The 19,873-nt window shown below is 37.8% G+C and carries 24 protein-coding genes; 6 read left to right on the top strand and 18 right to left on the bottom strand.

Annotated elements, in window-relative coordinates; translation table 11 throughout:
* The first annotated feature begins 35 nt into the window (after positions 1 to 35).
* Positions 36 to 425, top strand: a complete 390-nt coding sequence (locus AC3WR0_RS00480) for a DUF7147 family protein (protein ID WP_027323268.1) — start codon at positions 36 to 38, stop codon at positions 423 to 425.
* Positions 426 to 463: 38 nt separating this feature from the next.
* On the opposite strand, the gene AC3WR0_RS00475 is transcribed toward AC3WR0_RS00480, so the two are convergent.
* Positions 464 to 739, bottom strand: a complete 276-nt coding sequence (locus AC3WR0_RS00475) for a YlbG family protein (protein WP_027323267.1) — start codon at positions 737 to 739, stop codon at positions 464 to 466.
* 116 nt (positions 740 to 855) lie between these two features.
* On the opposite strand from AC3WR0_RS00475, the gene AC3WR0_RS00470 reads away from it, so the two are divergent.
* Positions 856 to 1,197 (top strand): hypothetical protein, encoded by a 342-nt coding sequence (locus tag AC3WR0_RS00470; protein WP_492550509.1) that lies wholly within the window; start codon positions 856 to 858, stop codon positions 1,195 to 1,197.
* A 655-nt stretch (positions 1,198 to 1,852) separates the two neighbouring features.
* On the opposite strand, the gene AC3WR0_RS00465 is transcribed toward AC3WR0_RS00470, so the two are convergent.
* The 4 genes from AC3WR0_RS00465 to AC3WR0_RS00450 all read right to left on the bottom strand — a co-directional run bounded on the left by AC3WR0_RS00465 (position 1,853) and on the right by AC3WR0_RS00450 (position 3,628).
* The gene (locus AC3WR0_RS00465) at positions 1,853 to 2,299 is read right to left on the bottom strand and encodes a YlbF family regulator (RefSeq protein WP_027323264.1); all 447 of its coding nucleotides are present in this window, start codon (positions 2,297 to 2,299) and stop codon (positions 1,853 to 1,855) included.
* Positions 2,300 to 2,357: 58 nt separating this feature from the next.
* Entirely contained in the window at positions 2,358 to 2,798 is a 441-nt protein-coding gene (locus AC3WR0_RS00460; RefSeq protein ID WP_492550508.1) for a hypothetical protein, read from the bottom strand.
* Positions 2,799 to 2,942: 144 nt separating this feature from the next.
* Entirely contained in the window at positions 2,943 to 3,182 is a 240-nt protein-coding gene (locus AC3WR0_RS00455; RefSeq protein ID WP_027323262.1) for a YlbE-like family protein, read from the bottom strand.
* A 20-nt stretch (positions 3,183 to 3,202) separates the two neighbouring features.
* Positions 3,203 to 3,628: a YlbD family protein gene (locus AC3WR0_RS00450; RefSeq protein WP_492550507.1), complete on the bottom strand. Its 426-nt coding sequence runs from the start codon at positions 3,626 to 3,628 to the stop codon at positions 3,203 to 3,205.
* 177 nt (positions 3,629 to 3,805) lie between these two features.
* Here AC3WR0_RS00450 and AC3WR0_RS00445 point away from each other — a divergent pair, with 177 nt between their 5' ends.
* Positions 3,806 to 4,192 (top strand): hypothetical protein, encoded by a 387-nt coding sequence (locus AC3WR0_RS00445; protein WP_492550506.1) that lies wholly within the window; start codon positions 3,806 to 3,808, stop codon positions 4,190 to 4,192.
* 90 nt (positions 4,193 to 4,282) lie between these two features.
* Here the strand turns inward: AC3WR0_RS00445 and AC3WR0_RS00440 are convergent, their stop codons facing one another.
* Both AC3WR0_RS00440 and AC3WR0_RS00435 read right to left on the bottom strand, forming a co-directional pair.
* The gene (locus AC3WR0_RS00440; RefSeq protein WP_492550505.1) at positions 4,283 to 5,293 is read right to left on the bottom strand and encodes a CAP domain-containing protein; all 1,011 of its coding nucleotides are present in this window, start codon (positions 5,291 to 5,293) and stop codon (positions 4,283 to 4,285) included.
* A gap of 208 nt (positions 5,294 to 5,501) precedes the next feature.
* Positions 5,502 to 5,936: a CBS domain-containing protein gene (locus tag AC3WR0_RS00435; protein ID WP_492550504.1), complete on the bottom strand. Its 435-nt coding sequence runs from the start codon at positions 5,934 to 5,936 to the stop codon at positions 5,502 to 5,504.
* Between the two features lie 236 nt (positions 5,937 to 6,172).
* Between AC3WR0_RS00435 and AC3WR0_RS00430 the strand changes: the two genes are divergently transcribed.
* On the top strand, positions 6,173 to 6,532 hold the full coding sequence (locus AC3WR0_RS00430; RefSeq protein WP_027323258.1) for a YugN family protein: 360 nt from the start codon (positions 6,173 to 6,175) through the stop codon (positions 6,530 to 6,532).
* Between the two features lie 49 nt (positions 6,533 to 6,581).
* On the opposite strand, the gene AC3WR0_RS00425 is transcribed toward AC3WR0_RS00430, so the two are convergent.
* Complete coding sequence (locus tag AC3WR0_RS00425; protein ID WP_492550503.1) at positions 6,582 to 6,935, bottom strand: hypothetical protein; 354 nt, start codon at positions 6,933 to 6,935, stop codon at positions 6,582 to 6,584.
* A 142-nt stretch (positions 6,936 to 7,077) separates the two neighbouring features.
* Between AC3WR0_RS00425 and ytvI the strand changes: the two genes are divergently transcribed.
* Positions 7,078 to 8,136 carry a sporulation integral membrane protein YtvI gene (gene ytvI, locus AC3WR0_RS00420; RefSeq protein ID WP_492550502.1) on the top strand — a complete coding sequence of 353 codons (1,059 nt, stop codon included), beginning with the start codon at positions 7,078 to 7,080 and terminating at the stop codon, positions 8,134 to 8,136.
* 52 nt (positions 8,137 to 8,188) lie between these two features.
* Here ytvI and AC3WR0_RS00415 read toward each other — a convergent pair whose 3' ends face one another.
* From AC3WR0_RS00415 to cyoE, 8 genes are all read right to left on the bottom strand, one after another.
* On the bottom strand, positions 8,189 to 9,364 hold the full coding sequence (locus AC3WR0_RS00415) for a GNAT family N-acetyltransferase (RefSeq protein ID WP_492550501.1): 1,176 nt from the start codon (positions 9,362 to 9,364) through the stop codon (positions 8,189 to 8,191).
* Between the two features lie 325 nt (positions 9,365 to 9,689).
* Positions 9,690 to 10,157: a DUF420 domain-containing protein gene (locus AC3WR0_RS00410; RefSeq protein WP_492550500.1), complete on the bottom strand. Its 468-nt coding sequence runs from the start codon at positions 10,155 to 10,157 to the stop codon at positions 9,690 to 9,692.
* 169 nt (positions 10,158 to 10,326) lie between these two features.
* Positions 10,327 to 11,256: a cytochrome c oxidase assembly factor CtaG gene (gene ctaG / locus AC3WR0_RS00405; RefSeq protein WP_027323253.1), complete on the bottom strand. Its 930-nt coding sequence runs from the start codon at positions 11,254 to 11,256 to the stop codon at positions 10,327 to 10,329.
* Positions 11,257 to 11,394: 138 nt separating this feature from the next.
* On the bottom strand, positions 11,395 to 11,730 hold the full coding sequence (gene ctaF / locus AC3WR0_RS00400) for a cytochrome c oxidase subunit IVB (protein WP_027323252.1): 336 nt from the start codon (positions 11,728 to 11,730) through the stop codon (positions 11,395 to 11,397).
* Positions 11,731 to 11,734: 4 nt separating this feature from the next.
* Entirely contained in the window at positions 11,735 to 12,361 is a 627-nt protein-coding gene (locus tag AC3WR0_RS00395; RefSeq protein ID WP_027323251.1) for a cytochrome (ubi)quinol oxidase subunit III, read from the bottom strand.
* Positions 12,361 to 14,232, bottom strand: a complete 1,872-nt coding sequence (ctaD, locus tag AC3WR0_RS00390; protein ID WP_492550499.1) for a cytochrome c oxidase subunit I — start codon at positions 14,230 to 14,232, stop codon at positions 12,361 to 12,363. The genes AC3WR0_RS00395 and ctaD overlap by 1 nt, the downstream gene beginning before the upstream one ends.
* Before the next feature lie 31 nt (positions 14,233 to 14,263).
* Entirely contained in the window at positions 14,264 to 15,331 is a 1,068-nt protein-coding gene (gene coxB / locus AC3WR0_RS00385) for a cytochrome c oxidase subunit II (protein WP_492550498.1), read from the bottom strand.
* Between the two features lie 115 nt (positions 15,332 to 15,446).
* Positions 15,447 to 16,379: a heme o synthase gene (gene cyoE, locus AC3WR0_RS00380; RefSeq protein WP_492550497.1), complete on the bottom strand. Its 933-nt coding sequence runs from the start codon at positions 16,377 to 16,379 to the stop codon at positions 15,447 to 15,449.
* A gap of 598 nt (positions 16,380 to 16,977) precedes the next feature.
* Here cyoE and AC3WR0_RS00375 point away from each other — a divergent pair.
* Positions 16,978 to 17,883, top strand: coding sequence for a COX15/CtaA family protein (locus AC3WR0_RS00375; RefSeq protein WP_492550496.1), 906 nt, complete (start codon positions 16,978 to 16,980; stop codon positions 17,881 to 17,883).
* Positions 17,884 to 17,925: 42 nt separating this feature from the next.
* On the opposite strand, the gene AC3WR0_RS00370 is transcribed toward AC3WR0_RS00375, so the two are convergent.
* Both AC3WR0_RS00370 and AC3WR0_RS00365 read right to left on the bottom strand, forming a co-directional pair.
* Positions 17,926 to 19,131: an FtsW/RodA/SpoVE family cell cycle protein gene (locus tag AC3WR0_RS00370; RefSeq protein WP_492550495.1), complete on the bottom strand. Its 1,206-nt coding sequence runs from the start codon at positions 19,129 to 19,131 to the stop codon at positions 17,926 to 17,928.
* Between the two features lie 246 nt (positions 19,132 to 19,377).
* Positions 19,378 to 19,659 (bottom strand): Fpa/YlaN family protein, encoded by a 282-nt coding sequence (locus tag AC3WR0_RS00365; RefSeq protein WP_027323245.1) that lies wholly within the window; start codon positions 19,657 to 19,659, stop codon positions 19,378 to 19,380.
* Positions 19,660 to 19,873: the final 214 nt, after the last annotated feature.

Here is a 19,873-nt window from a genome sequence, read left to right as displayed (position 1 = left end):
AATTTAGAAATTATGACAAAAAGGAGAACTGTCCATTGATACAGCGTTTTATAGAATTAGGTGAAGGGTACTCGGATATATATGAATTAATCGAGCTTGCAAATTCAAATCCCAATCGGATCCAATACATGATGGCATTGCATACAACTATTGAAAAAAGAGAACTTACCTCTTTGGCAATTATATTGAAGCCAACAGATCCCGGAAAATTTCAGCCTATTTATTTTTGCAGAGAAGGGATTCCAAATCCAGTCCACCTTGCAAATAAACGATTTGATCTCTTTTCTCAAACGGCCAGAACACACGGTAAGGAAATTTATGAACTGTCAGTTAAGCCATCAGTCATTTTTTCCGAAAATGAGCTTTACTACCAGTATCTGATAGGGATTTTAAGACTTAATCACTTTTTAGCACCCCTGCAATAAAACAGATATAGAAAAGGTGAGGGCTTACGCCCCCACCTTTAAATCCCCATTTTATAATCGTATTCTTTTGCTTTGTCAGGAGCTGAGTTTTCATACTCCATTTTCAAAAACGGTTTATATGACGGTTCAATTTTCTTAACGAAAGAATAGGAGTTTAATTTCTCCATAATGCCTTCCAAGTCTTCCTGATTGCAATAGAGGACTACATATTTCAATCTCTTCGAGACATAATGAACGTTGCCAAATCTTCTCAGCATTTTAGCCTGCTTTAAGGAATAGAGCCATATAACCAATCCCTGTCTCTGTCCAATCATATTTTTTTCCCCTTAAATGCACTAGTTTTTATTAGTCTAGCATAAAAAAGCAATAGATTTCAATTTAAACATAAATTACTTCCCAAAATTCTAACAATAATAAGTAGGTGAAGTTTATGGATTTAGATCTTGTATGGGAAAAATTCATCTTCATGCTCCAATCCTCCAGTTCTATAATTGAAAAAGCGGAATGGAAAAAGGTCACCGGTATCCCCTTCCTTTATATTATGCAAAGGGAGAGAACCCAGGTCGAAGATATTCAAAAAGCTATTATGCAATCAGCGGCCAAAGCAATGCAAGGAAAACGCCTTCACAGTCAAACGGTTTTTGTACGGAAAGAAAAGTCCTTATTGGTTTTTAGACACCGGTTTTATGTTCCGCAAAAAAAAATGTTTTGCTGCGGTAATCTATGTGATGATTGCGTAAGGTTTCAAAACGATTATCTTTCTGCAAGGTAGCCAACAGTCAAGTAATATGTGGGTTCTTCTGGGACATTAGAAAAACTTGGCATTCGCCAAGTCCTTTTTGGCGTATGCCTTAGTTTTGCTTATCACGTTCAAATCGGCACATCCTCGAAAAAGCTATGCTTTTTCTTCGTGCGAGGCAAAGCTGACGAAGCTTTCCTTGTCCTGTGCCTTTCGCCGAACTAGGACTTCCTCGGAAAAGCTAGTGCTTTTCCTTCGTGCGATGATATTGCTGACGAAGCCTTCCTTATCCTGTCCGTCGTGCGTTCAGAATTTAGGGATATAAATTCTGATTAGCTAAGAAAAGCGCATGCGCCCGTTCCATTTGAAACAGGCTTTAAGAACGCCCTACTTGCAGCAACGCCTTTCTGACCCGCTTCCTGTCGGCCTCCGACAGGAATAAGACGAATCATGCAGTCAGCCTCGGCAAAGCTGAAGCCTTTCCTTCGTGCGACGTTGATGCTTCCTAAGCGTTCCTTATCCTGTTTTCTGGAGTGGCTTGGCTTATTGCCCCCTCGGACATGATCATCACAAGATATTCAAAAAAAGCATATCCCGAAGAAACTGGCTGGGTTTTAAGCTAGATTTCAATAACTTTGGCTGGTTTTATCAACAAGACTAAATTAAAAAAAACGGCATTTATGCCGTTTTATGCAGAACATCCACAGCTGCCGCCAGAACCGCAGCCGCCGCCACAGCTCGAAGCTGTATCAAAAAAGGGATTCCCTGTTGGTACTTTCACATTTCGCGAAACTGCCCCGCCTATTAGGACACTGATATGGTTCAATAAATCCTGCAGATCATTTTCAGCTTTCCTAAACTCTCCTACGTGAAAATCAAGGTCCATCTCCCTTTTGGCTACACGGATTTCCATCATAACCTTTTTATAATCAGGATGGTATTTTCCGAATCGCTGAACATCCTCGTATTGTTCCTTCAGGTTGGCGAAATGGCGTATTTTCCTTTGGGCCTCCTGATTGGACTGTAATTTATATAAACAAATGTAATAATTTTCTGCTACATCAGAGTCAATAATCATCCGGCTTAAATTTTCGGCTTGATCCAATAGCTCAATTCTTTCAAGTGTTGCTAGCATGAGCCCACCTCCACTCCTTATTCTACCATGGTTAAAATAAGAAAGTGAAATTTTCGATTTAATTAGGGATATTTACCAAAAACTCTCTGCTCATCCCGTAAGGTTTATTTTCTAAGTTTAAAATATCAAGCTTTATGCGATGGGCACCAGGTGATAGATTTCTTACTATAAACGCAGCTGAAGCTACCTCTTCCTTTTTTTCACCATCAACCCAAACAGCTATTTTTCCTATTTTCTTTTGAGTAGGATCATTCTGCCGAAATGAAACTCCATTAACCATGCATTCAATTAGCAGATTTTTTCCTCTTATGTCATAATGCACGCTAAAGTCCTTTTTGACAGTGTCAATTCTTTGTGAAAAAGAGCTGTTATCCGGTTTTTGTTCTGCAGCCTTAACAATACTTGCTTTCGCCCTCGGTTTTGGTATATCTCTTTGGCAGCCTGCAAAAATACTAAGCAAGAGTATCATTGCGATGAATCCAGTAAGTTTCCTTTTCAATTTCATCACTCCTTATGCCTGTATTGTTCGCATTCCCTCTTTTTTTTACTCTTAAGAACAAAGGAACAGGCTAAAGGACACTATTCAAATCATTAAATAATTTTATACAAAATAAAAGCGCACATAGTCTGTTTATGTGCGCTTTTACCCCTGGTTTTTCATTGCCTGGAACATTTGAAACATCATAGAGGCCATCTGTACCCCATTTGTAAACTTCTCCACCTGATGGGGAACTGTTTTTTTATAATGATGTAAGGAAGCAATCTCGAGTGCTTCCAGCTCATAAGGATTTCTGGTCAGCTTTCTGTACCAAATGGGCTGTTCCCTGACAAACTGCTTTAATTCTTTTTTGCTATCCAAGTATTCTAGGACTTCTCTTCTCATCTCATTAGGTTCCTTCCTTCTTAATCTTTTCTAAAATGGAAAGGATGTTTTGGACCTTCTGCAGGCTTTGATGGGCCTGGCTGATTGATTTGACCTGAACCCTGAAACTGGGATAATAATCCCTGTATTGCCCCGAGGGCCTGGCTGGCATTATTAATAAATACCTGCATCTGAACAGGATCCATTTTTTTAGCCATATTAGCTATCTGCCCCATCCATTCAGATTTCTTCTCACCGCCGCTGTTTTTCTTTTCATCTGATTCGGTGGAATCCCCTGTTTCCTTAAACTGCTGCCATCTCTCATCCTCTTCGCCAAGCAGGTACCATTCTTCATACAAATCCTGAAGGCTTGTTTTTCCGCTTTTAACCTCCGATAAAACTCCCGGATTGTTTTTCACAAACTCCCTGAACTTCAACACAGAAGGGTGCAATTTTTTTTGTTCCATAAATTTTCACCTCTGTCATAAATCCCTCGCCTATAATACCATATGTCGTTTTTCGTTATTGGTGAAACCTCTTTTCCATTTATCTCGTTTTATTTGGGCTTTTAATGTAAAATCAAAAGGAAACAGAAGCTCGCCATATGAGTAGTCCAGGCGGTTTGCGGAGGGGTTAACACTGGTATGGTAACAGCAATTGTTATTCCAATTATATGTATATATTTTTTCCTTTTAACCAGAAAAGAAATGAAAGAAAATGATACGAAGTGGAAGAATGCGGGGAATTTTAATGAAGAAGCGGTTGTTGAAGGGATTATAAAATCAATCTCTACTGAAAAACAAAGATTTTATTATCAACGTTTTATTTTTGTACAGGAGCTTCAAGTGGAGACAGGAACTTTATCTATTGCTGTTAAAAAAGTAATACCACTTACAAAAAACTTTGTAAGTGACGAATTTCAAATCGGTAAAAGGTATCAATTCGTCGGGCAGTGGAAGCAAAAACAATTTTATTGCAACCGATATTTCCCCGAGGGTCCGGTAAATGATCAAAAGGAAGCTTCAGTTTGAAGCTTCCTTTTCTAATGAGATAAATCATTCTTGTCCTGTACTTAAATGGCTTAACAGGCACAAGGCTAACGGGCACATCCGCTTCTATTTTTATTTCTCATACTTTTGGATAAAGTTTTGAGTATAATATTTTTTGTAAACGCCGACTCCCAAATGAGTAAAATCCTTATTTAACAGAGAGTCACGGTGCCCTTTGCTGTTCAGCCATCCTTCGACTACTGCAGGTCCATCTGTATATTTGGCAGCTATATTTTCTCCAGCTGACTGAAAGGTTACCTCTGCTTTTTTCAGGCGGTCTGAAAGCGTACCGAATTTCTTTGAAGTGTGGGCAAAATCATTATTTTCTGCCATGTCCTCACTGTGCGCATAAGCAGCTTTCGAAAGTTTTTCATCCCATTCCAATGACTTCAAATCATAACGAGAGCGTAACACATTTGTCAGATCAAAGATTTCTTTCTCGGTACCTTCTTCAATAGAGTGCCATTTATCCTGATCTGGCTGAATTGGATCAAGAAGCTGGCCCCGGTAAACAAGTTCATAAGGTCTTTGCTTGACTAGAGTTGCAGCATCAAGAAAACGAACACTTGAAAGAGTGCCAGTAAACTTATCTATATACAGCTGGGCAAAAATATCGCCTAACTGCAGAAGAGGCCTTGTATTTAGGTCTGTATCATTAAGTTCAAATCGGAAAATGTTTCCTTCCAGTTTTATGCTAATATTCGCATCAAAAAACTGGGTATTAAAAATTTCTTCAACCGATTCCCCTAGTTCAAATGGGGATGCGTTAAGATCCTTACCGACAGCAAAAATAGTTACCAGTTTCTTATTTTCCACGCCCGCCTGAAAATAATGAGCATTATCTTTTTTATAGATATACCATTCATAACCATAGATGGTTTGATCAATCCGTGAAGGCTGCCCCCACTGTTTAACTAATTCATTTACATTTTTTCCTATTAATGTTGATAACCCTTCATTTGGCTGTTCTCGTTTATTAGTAGCAGTTTTGTCGGGACTTCTTAAAGCTTCCGGCTCTTTATAATGGGCCCCGGAGTTTTCTTTTATTAAAACATCTTTACTGCTGCGGTCATTCAAATTCATATAAAAGCCCACCACTAAAATTACCGCAGAAATAATAAGAATCCTAAAAAGTGTTTGCAGAGGCTGCCCCTCCCCGTCTTTGCCCAAAGTAAATCGATATGTATTAAAATTATTATACCATTTTTAATATTTAATTTACCAAGAATCAATAAAAATACTGACACCATTCTTTATCAGCGTAAAAAGAGGCACCTATTGGCACCCCTTTCTAATGCTGTAGATTATTATATTTTTGTTCCGAAATGTCAGACAAGGCCTCTTTTGCCTGGTCGTCGGATAATTGTCTTATTGCAAAATCTCCCAAAGATACAATCCCTATTAACTCTCCGTTGTCTACAACAGGCAGTCTTCTTATTTGATGCTCAGACATCAAACGAACAGCTTCCTGGCTTGTAGCATCAGGAGAAATTGTAATTAATTCACTGCTCATGATATCCTCTACCTTAGTAGAACCTGGATGCTTTTCAGCAACACCTCTTACGACAATATCCCGGTCCGTAATCATTCCTACCAATTTCTTTTCTTCTACAATTGGAATAGCACCAACATTCAAATTCTTCATTTTTACAGCAACCTCAAACACATTATCCAAAAGAGTGCAGCATTCTACTTCGTCTGTCATAATATCCCTTATCTTTTCCAACTCAAATACCTCCAATGAAAGTCCCAAAACATAAGTTTCTTCAAATAGCTTTTCCAATAAAGTCCATAATATTCTACAAGATAATTTCTTTGTCTAGAGGATGAATCTCTTACTTCAATTGATGTATTCATTGCAAGTTGTAACGTTTTCAACTATTATTAAATTGAATTTAAATTGTTCATACTTGGTGATAGCAAACACTCATATTATGGAATTGTTGCAGGAGGGTTTTATTTATGAAATTCGAGGGTATTGGAATCGAAAATTTAAAGGCGGAATTAAACCGTCTGGATGAAGTCATGCTAGACCACCGCCTTGTTCGTGAAGGCCAATGGGATTATGAGCGAGTTACATACGATCGCAAGTTCGAATTAAAAGACGGCGTTTACTATCTGCGCATTTTTGGCTATGCAGTTGAAGGTGATGTTGGTTCTCACAAGGCAATAATTCAGCTAATGACACCACTTCTTGGTAAGCACTATTACCCGCACGGCGTAGAATATGGGGAAGGCGAAAATTTCCCTGAATCACTTGTTAACCAATGCAAAAAGATTCTCTCAGATATAAAAGCTGAAACAGAGAAATTTGCAGAGTAATCACCAGATTTCCTGAACTAATAAAATACGCAAAAAATAAAAAGGCGCATCAATCCTGCGCCTTTTTTACTTTTTCCAGACTAATATTAATTTCTTTTACAAGGTTGCCAATCAGGCTATTTGCATCATGAAAGATTTGTTCTTGAAGCTTTTTAACCCTATTAATGACATGCTCATAACCTTGAGAAAGAACAAATACATCTACTGTTACTCCATCTTCTTTAGGCTGGACAACAATTCCTTTATACCGGACAAGCATTTTTTCTTTTGGATAAAAAATATTCTTTGGGGAATAGGAGCCTGTAAGAATAAAATTATATTCTTTTGCAGCTGATTCAATGATCGCCAACAAAACTTGGGCAATAGTCTGGATTGTTTCCTCTGTAATGCTTTTGGGACCCATAGCATTACCGCCGCCTTCAATTCGATTTGAAATAAATAGGGTATAAGAGCAAATTACATTGTTTATTCCATTAAATGCGTAATATAATTTAATTGTTCAATCTTTTTATTTTTTTCATTTGCTCAGGGAAAGGGGTACGCTATTGAAAGTCATTTTCTCAAAAAAAAATCTGGTTTATTTATTGGTTTTTGCCATCATTATTCTTCTGCTATATTTTATATTGCCCGTTTCTTTGCCATTAATTTTAGCTTTCTTTACAGCCGCTCTTCTAAACCCGGCTTGCCTAAAGCTGGAACAAATTTTAAAAATAAAGCACCGGACAGCGGTTATAACTGTGTTTCTTGTGTTTGTGTTTTTACTATCTCTTGGTGGGTATTTTGTTACTACAAAAGTCATTACCGAAGCAGTGAAAATAGTTAACCACGCTCCCCAATACATAAACGAAGTAACCAGTTCATGGCATAATGTGCAAAAGAGTTATATATCTGCCTCAAGAGACCTCCCAGATGAGATTGTAAGTGAGATAAGTTCACAGGTAGAAAGCTTCCTTAATAACCTGAAAGCGGACCTTCTCACATATGTAAATGTAAACAACTTAAAAGTAGTATTGACAAACATTCCTAATTATTTAGTTAATTTTCTTGTTTATTTAATAGCTCTATTTTTATTTTTACTGGAACTGCCTGCCTTAAAGCTTAAAACTTATAATCATCTTTCCGAAAAAACAGCTGAAAAAGTGAGCTTCATGACTTCCAGGCTTTCCTATGTCTTTCTCGGTTTTTTTAAGGCACAGTTTATGGTTAGTGTGATTATTTTTATTGTTTCCTTAATCGGCCTGGTTATAATTTCTCCTGATACTGCTCTTGTTGTCTCCCTAGTTATTTGGGGAATTGACTTTATACCAATACTTGGTTCTATTATTTTACTTGGTCCATGGAGTCTATACGAGTTTGCTATAGGAGACGTTTCGACAGGCACTAAGCTTGCCATTCTTGCAGCGATTTTATTAATTATTCGGCGGACAGTAGAACCAAAAGTGATGGGTACCCACATGGGCCTCTCACCTCTGTCTACGCTAATAGCTATGTATTTGGGGATCAAAGTAGTAGGAATTCTTGGCTTTATACTGGGCCCATTACTTCTTATTATTTATACTACTGCAAAGGAAGCAGGCATTATAAAAGTGAAGTTTAAGATTTAGTATTTTTACAATAGAGAAAGAGGACTTCCATTGGAAATCCTCTTTTGTTTAATTAAAAGAAATCATAAAAGAATGGTTTCATATAGGGGATTATATGTTCAAGCTTATCTACTTCCGAAGAATTTCCTTCAATGTATCCTAATTCAAATAACTCATTAGGTCTCTTATATCCAAAAAGTATAGCTGTTAAAGTATTAATATTAAGAGAGATTCCTTTTTTAGGGCGATGGGTACAGGTACTTCCTGACTTTTCTTTGAAAACTTTGACTTCCGTACCTCCTATTAAATAGCTTCCATTGTTCCATGGAGCTATATCATCCTCTAAATGAATAAAGACCGATTCCGATCCCTGACGAAAAACATATCTTTTCAGGCATTCTTCAGCATCAACAATTCTAGCCATAAAATAAGGATATACTTCCGTCTTCTGTTTTGGCTGTTTTAAAAAATAAGGAAACGGATCATGAACTGAAACCAGTAATGTTACTGTGTCAACCATGGAGTCATGCTGGCAAACAAAATTCCATAAGCCTTCCCTTGCTTCCTGATTCAAAACGACTAATTCCTGCACATCCATTTTCCTATCCTTTATTTTATAAAGGATATAACCTTTAGCTTCATTGTTGTTTTCATCGTAATAGACTGCCACTTTTTCATCTTGATAAATATTATGATTCCACCAATCTCTATCCCTTGCCAGCATTCCAGTGAAACGGGTTGCGTATGAATGATAAATATCTTCTATTTCCCTGGTATGAGTTTCTTTTGAAAATCTATTTATAGTACCATTTGCCTTACCGACGAATTGTAAGTCTTTACATTGAATTGTTATTTGCCGATTCTCCGTGAAAATCTCCCAGCCGAATTTGCGATAAAAAGCAATATCAAATGGATGGAGGAAAGACACAATTTGTCCTTCTTCCTTTATTTCCCTAAGTGCCTCCTTTAATAAAGCATTAACCAACCCTTTTCGACGAAATTCAGGATATGTTGCAACCCCTGCAATACCTCCCATTTTCCATGGTCCCCCAGGCATTATTATTTCCAGAGGAATAATATGAAGTTTGGCAGCCAATTGTTCTTGTTGATAAACCCCTAAAATTGTATGATTTTTTAGCATTTCTTTTCTCTTTGGTATATCTTCATCTTTAATTTTATACTGAAAAGCATACATTGAAAGCTCCATAGAATCTTGATACTGTTCTTCTGTTAATTTATTAATATCCATAAATCCACCACCTTCTAATAAAATTCGATAAAAACAAATCAATTCCTTTTAAATCTGATGTTGATTTCCGCTTTAGGCACTCACTTTCCACGTGCGGTAAAGGAACCTCCTCTGCCCTATGTGCCTGCATACTCTCCAAGGACCTCCATTCCCTTCTATTGGACTTTATGCTGCATTCTTGAATAATCAGGCTTGAAGGAAATGCGAAAGTACTTTCAAGGTGTCCTACAGCTTCCTCTCCAATTAACATTCTGCCAAATTAACTATATGCTTTAACACAAACTTATAAAATCAAAAAAAGCACCCAGAAAGGGTACTTTTGGTTTTAGAAACCTAATATAGCTTTGATTACGGAGGTTGTTTCCCCGCCGTGATAAAATACGTACAGTAGTAGATAAACTGCTACTCCTGTTATAGCTGTAAAAAACCAAATAATACTTGTAATTGGTCCCAGCTTACGGTGCTTGGACAATTTATTTTTAAACCCGGTAAGAAGTGTGACAATCCCAAAAACTGCTCCGGTTGTTGCCAGTGTAATGTGAAAAATTAAAAATATAGTGTAATAAGGTTTGACATTGGCGGGTCCGCCAAAGGAAGTATTTCCGATAAAAACGGTTCTGCTCGCATAAATCAAAAAGAAAATAAGGGCAAATATTGCGGCGGCAATCATCGTCTTTTTATGAGCCTCAATATTTTTCCGGCGGATTTGCCACCATCCAATCGCAACTGTAACAGCACTCAAAACAATGAATGATGTACTTATTGTAGGTAAAACGGGCAATGAAGCATTCATGTATAAGTCCTCGCTTTTATTTTATTCACCCATAATTTTAGTTTACTTGTCCTGATTTTACAAATCCTATTTTAAAAAAAGTATAAAAGAGCAATTCTTTTTGTAAAAAAGCATGCGATTCTGCTAAGAATCTAATAAAAAATCCCCCTTTAAGGGAGATCTTGATACTTTATTTACTAGGAGAAGGGTTCAGTGTGCTGTTTATTTCTGGGTTAAGAGAGTTAGTAATCTCTAATTGGGATTCTTCCTGGTCCTTACGGTACCATTCAAAGAATACCTGTCCCAATACTGTTCCATAAACAATTTCCTGAATAACTTTCATTAACACTCCGCCCAGCTGCTGATCGTGAATTAAAGACATTGAATTGAATAATTCAGGTCCACTCAAATTCAGGCTTGCTAATGTAGCCGGAGGTACACATAATTTCATCATTTCTCCCCAGGCATGGGGATCAGAAAAAGTGACATACATTGGGTCATTTGCGAAAATAATAAGGGCACAGGCCGGTGTAAGCAATATCCCATCTCCAAAAATATAGCCAACTTTTTTTAGCCCGTTTAGCGTTTGATAATCTTCCAAGCGATTAACCAGTGGCCACCACATAAAGATTGCTGTAATAAAAAGTATCACTGTATAAGTGGCATGAAGGAACATGCTTTGCATAATATTATCAAAAACCAAGGGGATATGGTAAATAGAAAATAAGCCGTTAAATACAATGAGAGCTATCAGTGGCTTTGTCATTACTCTAAAAACAGACTTTATGATGGGAAGTTTTAGTATCGCTCTCCACATCCACTCTGGAATACCCACAATCAAAATCGGTGGTATAACCAGACATAAGACAGCCATTTGGATCATATGAGCGTAAAACATTAAATGCCCCATTAGGTCCAGCGGAGACCCTTTTGCTCCGTACAATAGAATAATACCTATTGAAAAAGAAATACCCTGCCCCAATGTAAGAGGTCTGCTATCTTTAAAATTATTTCTATAACGTGTTGTTAGGGTAAAGTAAATTGCTAAAACAATTAACAGTGAAACCAAAAAATATGGGCTCCAAAGCGCCTGAAATCCAAATATATCTAATGAAAGCACTTATAATCACCTCTGTCAAAACATGTCTTTATTATACCTCTGAATTCGATTTGAAGCAAAGAAGGGTCCTTTTCCTCAGTTGACAGTTTCTTCTATTAAACACAAAAAGAAAATCGGCAGACGCCGATTTTCTTTTGATTACCACCAAACGATGGTCATAAAAGTTAGGATAGCAGTAAGACCTACTCCCAAACCTGTGAAAAGGAAAAGGGATGGTGCTTCATGCCCCTTTTGATTCATATGCATGAAATAATATAATTGGAAAATCACCTGAACAACTGCAAGCAAAAGAATGATTGGCACTGTAAACCAGTGTGAAAAGTCTTTCGCTGCTACCATGCCAAAAGCAATAAATGTTAAAAAGATCATCATTGTAAAAGAAACGATTTGATAACGCATTTCTTCTTTGCTTTTTTTACGGCGATATTCAATGTCGACTCTAGGGTTTCCTGAATTAAATTCATGATCAGCCATCAGTTTATCCCACCATTCCCATTAAATATACTACTGTAAAGATGAATACCCATACAACGTCAATAAAGTGCCAGTATAAGCTGAATACGTAAAACTTAGGGGCGTTGTAAAGGTTTAAACCTCTTTTTGAATTTCGGAACATTAATGTTAAACACCATAATAGACCAAAAGCAACGTGGCCTCCATGGAAACCAACTAATGTATAGAAGGCAGAACCAAAAGCACTGCTTGTAAAGGTATGGCCTTCATGTACATAATTGGTGAATTCGTAAATCTCCATTCCAAGGAATCCAGCACCTAAAAGAGCAGTAAGGCCAAGCCAAAGCATCATCTTTCTAAATGCAAAGTTCTTCATATGGTACATTGCATACACACTAGTTAAGGAACTAGTTAAAAGGAACATTGTAGCTGCAAAAGTAAGCGGGAGCTCAAACAAATCTTTGGCAAGCGGCATGTTTGTATTTGGAACTTTATCTTTTAAGGCAAGATAGGTAGCGAAGAGAGAGGCAAAAAGAACTGTCTCTCCTCCTAAGAATAACCAAAAGCCCATAAATTTATTTTTTGCTTCAAGGGTAGCTTTTTCAGGGTGAGCAGGCCAAGTTTCATAAGTAAATTTTTCTTCAACTTGCATTATGCCTTAACCCCCTTATTTGATTCATCCATTAAATCTTCTTTATGGATATGGAATCCATGATCATCTTTAACAGAACGTAAGAACATGGAAGCAAAAGTTACCAATAATCCAATTACCATTACTGGGATTGCCCATGGCTTATGATCTACATGATACATAGCACCAAACGCTGCAATAAATAAGCCAAGTGCTATTGTTAAAGGCAGGAAGGAAGAGTTTGGCATATGAATATCACCAATCGGTTCTGCTGGTGTCATTGCCTTTTTACCTTCCATTTTTTCTAACCAGTAAGCATCCAATCCACGAACTAAAGGAAGCTGTTTAAAGTTATAAAATGGCGGCGGAGACGGAAGAGACCATTCAAGTGTTCTGCCATCACCCCATGGGTCATTGCCCACTCTAACATTTTTCACAGATGTCATAATAATATTGAACAATAGAAGAAGTACTCCGACAGCCATAAAGAAGGCTCCTATTGTACTTACCATGTTAGCTGTTTCAAATCCTTGACCAGGAAGGTATGTGAACACACGGCGTGGCATTCCCCATAGTCCAAGAAAGTGCTGAATGAAGAAAGTTAAATGGAATCCAACAAGGAACAATACAAAAGTAATTTTTCCCATTGTTTCATTAAGCATAGTTCCAAACATTTTTGGCCAGTAAAGATGAGTTCCAGCCAATAATGCTAATACTACCCCACCTACGATAACGTAATGGAAGTGAGCAACAACGAAATACGTATCATGGTACTGATAGTCAGCTGCAGCGGATGCAAGCATAACGCCCGTTACTCCACCTGCAACGAAGGATGGGATAAATGAAACGGCATATAACATAGGAGTTGTGAATTTTACACTTCCTCCCCACATTGTAAACAGCCAGTTAAAAATCTTAATACCTGTCGGTACACCAATTGCCATTGTTGCAACTGCAAAAATTGCGTTAGCTACAGGTCCTAGTCCAGTAGTGAACATGTGGTGAGCCCAAACCATGAAACCAAGGAATCCGATTAAAACTAGTGCAAATACCATGGAAGAATAACCAAACAGCCTTTTTCTCGAGAAAATTGCAAATATCTCTGAGAAAATACCAAAAGCAGGCAAGATAAGGATATAAACTTCAGGGTGTCCAAAAATCCAGAATAAGTGCTCCCAGATTACAGTATTACCGCCCATTGCAACTTCGAAGAAATTAGCTCCGAATAAACGGTCGAACATCATTAAAACTAATCCCACAGTTAATGGAGGGAATGCGAACAAAATAAGTGCTGAAGTAACAAATGTTGACCATGTGAATAGCGGCATACGCATATAAGTCATGCCTGGTGCACGCATATTGATGATCGTTACAAGGAAATTGATACCACCAATAAGGGTTCCGATACCTGAGATTTGCAATCCAAGTACGTAGAAGTCAATTCCGTGTCCTTTTGAAGCAATTGCTAATGATGCATAAGAAGTCCATCCTGCGTCAGGTGCGCCTCCCAGGAACCAAGAAAGATTCAGGAATACACCTCCGAAGAAAAACAGCCAAAATCCCAAAGCGTTAACAAAAGGGAATGCAACGTCCCTTGCACCAATTTGCAAAGGCATTACTGCATTCATAAATGCAAACACGAGTGGCATAGCTGCAAGGAAAATCATGGTTGTTCCGTGCATGGTTAAAATTTCATTATACAGGCCGGCACTTACAAAATCATTGTTTGGCACTGCAAGCTGTATACGGATAAACATCGCTTCAAGTCCGCCAACGACGAAGAAAAAACCGCCGGCAATCAAATATAGGATGGCAATTTTTTTATGGTCTACTGTTGTTAAAAAATCCCACAAAGTTGCGCCGAATCCCTTTTTTTGTGCGTAGGTACTCACAATTTTACCTCCCTTTCTCTTAATTCCCCTATTAATCCTGAACCTTCAAGCCCATCAGGTACTCAGCCAAAGCGTCTAGCTCCTGGTCGGACATTTCAGGATACTTGCCAGTCATTTTGTTTCCTGGCTTATACTTTTCAGGATTTTTAATCCAAGCTTTTACATCCTCTTTTGTATGAGGTAAAACACCGGCTACACGTGAACGTTCGCCGAAGTTAGTCAAGTTAGGCGCTACACGGGCTTTTTCAGGTGTTGCGTTAGTTGGTGTAACAGCGTGACAGCCGATACAGCTTTGGCTGAAAATCTTTTGGCCTTGCTGAGCCAATTCAGAAGTTGCCTGCTGCGGTTTTTTTACGTCCTTCATAGCGCTAACCCAGCTATCGAATTTGCTTTGGCTAATTGCTCTAACTTTAAAGTCCATTAGAGCATGGGAAGGTCCACATAGCTCAGCACATTTACCATAGAATAGATTTCCGGCTTCATTTGCTTTTTTATCATCAAATTCGAGCCAGAACTTGTTAACGTTATCCGGGTTGGTGTCCATTTTTCCACCAACAGCAGGAATCCAGAAAGAGTGTTTTACATCTGAAGAATGCAAACTAAAGTAAACTTTTTTGTTTGTAGGAACTACTAGCTCCTGACTAGTGACGATACCAAGGTCTGGATATTCGAATTCCCACCAGTAAAGATTGGAACGTACTTTTACGACCAATTCATCTTTATGGGCACCTTTCTTATCCATCTTACCAACGTCTGCAAGCTTAAATACATCTGCTACAGTAGGTACTGCAAGAATGAGAAGTAATAAAATAGGAATAACAGTCCATAAAATCTCTAACTTGTGATTGCCTTCCACCTGTTTTGGGATTTCACTGTCATCTTTCCTTCTGAATTTAATTACTACCAGGATAAAGATAACGGTTACAACTGCGATAACCCCAACCATAATTAATGTACTTAGCTTCATTAAACCATATTGCATTTCTGCAACTTCTCCAGCTGGCCTGAGCGCTGACACATATGGCTGGCCACAGCCGGAAAGAATAAGCGCTAAGATCGAAAATAACGAGATCAAACGCCACTTCGCAAGCCTTTTCATTGCTTAATCAAACCCCTCTTTCGCTAATGATTTCTTTGAAATGCATGATCAAATGAAATATATGATAAGTCCCCCTATCGGGCGGTTCCCCAAAAGGAGGAACTTAACAGCAAAACTATATTAATGTGACAATTACCATCGCTGTGAAAATTATAGTCAAGTATTGCAGCGAATATACAAACATCAGTTTTGCCCATTTTATATCGTCTTTGATCTTATATCCATAAATCCCCAATACCAGCCAACCGATATTTAAAACAGTCGCCAGAATTAGAAATGGGATTCCTAAAGAAGTTAGAAAAAACGGAATAGGAAGCAAAGCTGCCACCCATAAAACAATATGCTTTTTAGTTGTACTAAATCCTTTTACAACAGGGAGCATTGGTATGCCAGCAGCCCGATACTCCTCCACCCTCCTCATTGCAAGGGCATAAAAATGAGGAGGCTGCCAGACAAACATTAATATAAATAAAAACCAAGCCATTATATCAAGGTTTCCATCAACCGCTGCCCATCCAATTAGAGGCGGCACAGCTCCGGAAATACTTCCGATAAGTGTATTTGAAACCAGCTGCCGCTTAGACCACATTGTATAAAGCACAACATAGCTGAAAACACCAATGAGACCGATTATAGTAGCAGTCCAAGTCGTCATTGCTAGTGACAGAGTTCCTATTGCTATTAGGAAAATACCAAGGCTTAAAACTTTCCAGGGCATGACTTTCCCTGTAACAGTCGGCCTTACTTTTGTTCGTTCCATCAAATGGTCGATATCTCTGTCATAGTAATTATTGATTGCACAAGCCCCAGCAATAATTAAAGCTGAACCTAACAGAGTAAAAAATACTATATCTAAATTCTCGAGAAAACGCAGTCCGCTAAAATGCAGAGCCAGCCAAACGCCTGTGAAGGTTGTAATCATATTGGAATTAACGATGCCTATTTTAATTAAAGCCAAAAAGTCTTTCCAGGCATTTGTTTCTTCTATATGTAGGCCAGTTGCGCCATCTTCCACGGCGACATCACTTAAAGCCTTCGGATTGGACATTTATATTCCTCCTATTTCTTTATCACAAAACTAAAAAGCGAAACATGCAGGATCAACTATCTTCCATCCGGCATTATGTTTTTTACTATTTTTACTATAACTATCTTGTTAAATAATAAAGCATAAAACGAAACACTTTCTCTGTATATTAAATCACACTTTTGGTGTTTTTTGTGAACTTTTTTTGTATAATTTTTAATTCATTTTCATGAAATTTTAATCTGGCCTTTTTTAAAAATATAGAAATGGGAATATTCCAGAATAAATAAGGAAAAAGCGGCCAAAAGTGCCTTTAAAGGGGATATTTTGGAACAAAGGCATTTGTCTCTAAAAACTCCAAAAGAATCCTTTTACCATTTCTACCATTTTTGCGGCTAGATTTCAACTTATTCCACTATAACAATAGTGAAAACCCTTTACTATCCACAATATTGATTAAATAACACTTTAAATCGATTTTTATTTGCAGAAAACTGTTCAATTTTGAATTTATTCGTTATGATGTATTAGGGAATTTTTAATTTTCCATTGTGTTTTATTATACTTTTAAGATTATTTTTTGACAAATTATTGAACTATTAACGAGAAGGTGAATTTTTTGCGGCGATCTTTAAAATGGTTTGCTGTCGCAACTACCATTGCAATGATATTTATTTTAATAGGAGGAGCACTTGTTACTAAAACCGGCTCAGGTGCTGGCTGCGGAAAGTCCTGGCCACTCTGTAACGGTCAGGTCCTCCCCACTCATATCACACCTGAATTGGTGATCGAGCTAGCACACCGGCTTGTGTCTGGTGCAGGAGGTTTCATGGTACTTGCGCTTTCTGTCTGGTCCTGGAAGGCAATGGGGCATATAAGAGAAACTAAGTTTCTTTCAATCCTTTCTTTCTTTTTTCTTTTGCTGCAGGCGCTGATTGGAGCTGCTGCTGTAAAATGGGGACAATCAAGCTTTATCCTTGCTCTGCATTTTGGTATATCACTGGTTTCATTTGCTGCTGTTTTTCTTCTGACAATTTTAATATTTGAAGTGGATAAAAAATTCGATGCTGACAAGCTTGTCATTGATTCAAGAATGGGGCGGCATATTGTACTTCTTTCGATCTATAGTTACATCGTGATCTATACAGGAGCGCTTGTAAGGCATACTAAATCAAGTCTCGTCTGTAAGGATTGGCCGCTCTGTGTAAATACTTCCCCTGCCCTTCCTTCAAACATGTATGAATGGGTCCAAATGGGACACAGAATGGCTGCGGGTTTGATTTTTATCTGGATAGGCTACATCACTTACCTGGCTGTAAAGAAATATCGGGATCAGAAAGTCTTATACTGGGGCTGGATTATCTCATTTATCTTAGTAACTTTACAGGTGCTGGCCGGTGCTTTTATTATTTTCAGCCGTTTAAACCTTTATATAGCTCTTCTTCACGCTTTCTTCATTACCTGTCTTTTTGGCGTCTTAAGTTATTTTTTGCTTCTATACTCCAGGACAAAAAGAAATATATAGAAAGACTGTAAAAAAGCTGCTGGCATAAGGCCAGCAGCTTTTTTATTGTTTTATTTGATAAACTTTTTTTGGTAAAGGATTAATGTTCTTTTCTGTTTGTTCTTTTTGATTCTTATAATTTTTTTCATAGTTTACAAACATGGAAACATTAACAAGGATACCTGATGCGATGGCAAGCTGGATGAGCGAGGAGCCTCCATAGCTTACAAATGGCAGCGGTACGCCTGTCAACGGAATAAGCCCTGAGACGCCTCCTAGGTTAATGAATGACTGAATGCCAATCATTCCGGAAATCCCGATTGCCAGAAGGCTTCCAAAAGGATCCTTACACTTCATCGAAACATATAAACCCCTTAAAACAATATAACTTAAGAGAACTACTACAAAGCCAACTCCCCAAACACCAAGCTCTTCAGCAATAACGGCCATTATAAAGTCTGTATGCGGTTCAGGTAAATACCCCAGCTTTTGAATACTCTTGCCCAGCCCCAGGCCGTTTATACCTCCGGATCCAATTGCATAATAGGAGTTTGCAATATGGTAACCAACTCCTTGTTCAACCGAAAACGGATCTGAATATGCAAGGAATCGGCCCATCCGGGTCTTTGAAAAAATCTTTCCAGCAAAGATCAGTACAAATGGCAAAGCTGTAATAGCACCCATTGCGATAAGGCGTAAAATATTCTTCATATTCATACCTGATGAAACAATAATCGTAACAGCAATCAGGAAAATAATTCCGGCTGTACCAAAGTCAGGCTGAATGGCGACAAACAAGCAAACTAAGAATAAGTAGGCCAATGGAGGAACTACCCCTTTGTTAAACTCATTTATGTAGGATTGCTTCTTGGCGTATACAGCTGACATATAAATGATTACGCATAGTTTTACAAACTCAGATGGCTGCAGACTGCTGGTTCCAACCTTAAACCAGCTTTGCGCATTTCCGGCAACATGGCCGAATACAAATAGTGCCGCAAGACCTATTAAAGAAAAGATAACCATCGGAAATAGTAATTTTGTACTTTTCATTGCTTTATAAGGAAAGAGAGCTGTTAAAACAAATACGAATGCAGCGAGAATAAGGTGGATCTTTTGTTTTTGAAAGAAAAAGTCACTGTCATAACCGTATCGCTGCATGGCTGTTACCATGCTGGCGCTATAAACCATTACAAGCCCAAAACAAGCAAGAAGTACGATAGCAATGATCAAAGTATAATCATAGGATTTAATAATTTTTTTTAGCATCTGACCTCTTCCTTAATTTAATTCGTCTTATTAGGTTCATTATAATAGAAAAAATAGATTATTACTTGGGGAAAAAGGCATTTTATCAATATTTTTTAATAACCTTAAACCCTGTAACAAAAAAACTCAAACAATAAGCTGCATTGTTTGAGTTTTTTTAAAGTAATAGAATTAATTGGAAGATGCCAATAGTCCTATAAGAAAAACAAATGACACCCGCCTTGGCGAAAGCCATTTGTTTTTGAATTATTTTTTTATGGATGCATCGTGAAGCGAAGATAATTCTCTCTCGAGTTTACCCAGAATCGCTTTTCCATCCTTTTCTTCTATTAAGCCGAGCCGAACTGCAAAATCTATTTCTCTTGATAGACCAAACATTTGCGTATCAAGCACCTCTTCATAAAGAGGGCATTGTGGCATAGTTAGGTTATCCATTTGCACTTTGATCAGCCTCAATATTTTTTCAGCGTCAGCCTGAAGCAAGGCGTATGCTTTTTCCTGATGATTAATAATCATTTCGGACGCCAACATGGATCCCCCCGTTTCCGAGCGTTTAACCAACTTATCTATAAATTTTACCGTTTGAAACACGAAATTGCAAGAACATTAAAAGGAATAACCCAAAACAAACTATTTACTTCATCAAGATAATCTAACGGGTTAAAGTTTTCATGGTTGTTTTTGCAACTATGTTGAGAAGCGATGGTGGGAGAATCCTCAAAAATCCTCAATTATGCATTTG

The sequence above is a fragment of the Neobacillus sp. FW104-15D2 genome (assembly GCF_058790155.1).
Note: the sequence above shows the minus strand (reverse complement) of the source record. Positions and strands in the feature narration are given on the sequence as shown.

Coding starts and splice junctions, on each gene's coding strand:
- AC3WR0_RS00475 (WP_027323267.1), bottom strand. CDS start 739: ATGATTGGACAGAGACAGGGATTGGTTATATGGCTCTATTCCTTAAAG.
- AC3WR0_RS00470 (WP_492550509.1), top strand. CDS start 856: ATGGATTTAGATCTTGTATGGGAAAAATTCATCTTCATGCTCCAATCC.
- AC3WR0_RS00465 (WP_027323264.1), bottom strand. CDS start 2,299: ATGCTAGCAACACTTGAAAGAATTGAGCTATTGGATCAAGCCGAAAAT.
- AC3WR0_RS00455 (WP_027323262.1), bottom strand. CDS start 3,182: ATGAGAAGAGAAGTCCTAGAATACTTGGATAGCAAAAAAGAATTAAAG.
- AC3WR0_RS00450 (WP_492550507.1), bottom strand. CDS start 3,628: ATGGAACAAAAAAAATTGCACCCTTCTGTGTTGAAGTTCAGGGAGTTT.
- AC3WR0_RS00445 (WP_492550506.1), top strand. CDS start 3,806: ATGGTAACAGCAATTGTTATTCCAATTATATGTATATATTTTTTCCTT.
- AC3WR0_RS00440 (WP_492550505.1), bottom strand. CDS start 5,293: ATGAATTTGAATGACCGCAGCAGTAAAGATGTTTTAATAAAAGAAAAC.
- AC3WR0_RS00430 (WP_027323258.1), top strand. CDS start 6,173: ATGAAATTCGAGGGTATTGGAATCGAAAATTTAAAGGCGGAATTAAAC.
- AC3WR0_RS00425 (WP_492550503.1), bottom strand. CDS start 6,935: ATGGGTCCCAAAAGCATTACAGAGGAAACAATCCAGACTATTGCCCAA.
- AC3WR0_RS00415 (WP_492550501.1), bottom strand. CDS start 9,364: ATGGATATTAATAAATTAACAGAAGAACAGTATCAAGATTCTATGGAG.
- AC3WR0_RS00410 (WP_492550500.1), bottom strand. CDS start 10,157: ATGAATGCTTCATTGCCCGTTTTACCTACAATAAGTACATCATTCATT.
- ctaF (WP_027323252.1), bottom strand. CDS start 11,730: ATGGCTGATCATGAATTTAATTCAGGAAACCCTAGAGTCGACATTGAA.
- AC3WR0_RS00395 (WP_027323251.1), bottom strand. CDS start 12,361: ATGCAAGTTGAAGAAAAATTTACTTATGAAACTTGGCCTGCTCACCCT.
- coxB (WP_492550498.1), bottom strand. CDS start 15,331: ATGAAAAGGCTTGCGAAGTGGCGTTTGATCTCGTTATTTTCGATCTTA.
- cyoE (WP_492550497.1), bottom strand. CDS start 16,379: ATGTCCAATCCGAAGGCTTTAAGTGATGTCGCCGTGGAAGATGGCGCA.
- AC3WR0_RS00370 (WP_492550495.1), bottom strand. CDS start 19,131: ATGCTAAAAAAAATTATTAAATCCTATGATTATACTTTGATCATTGCT.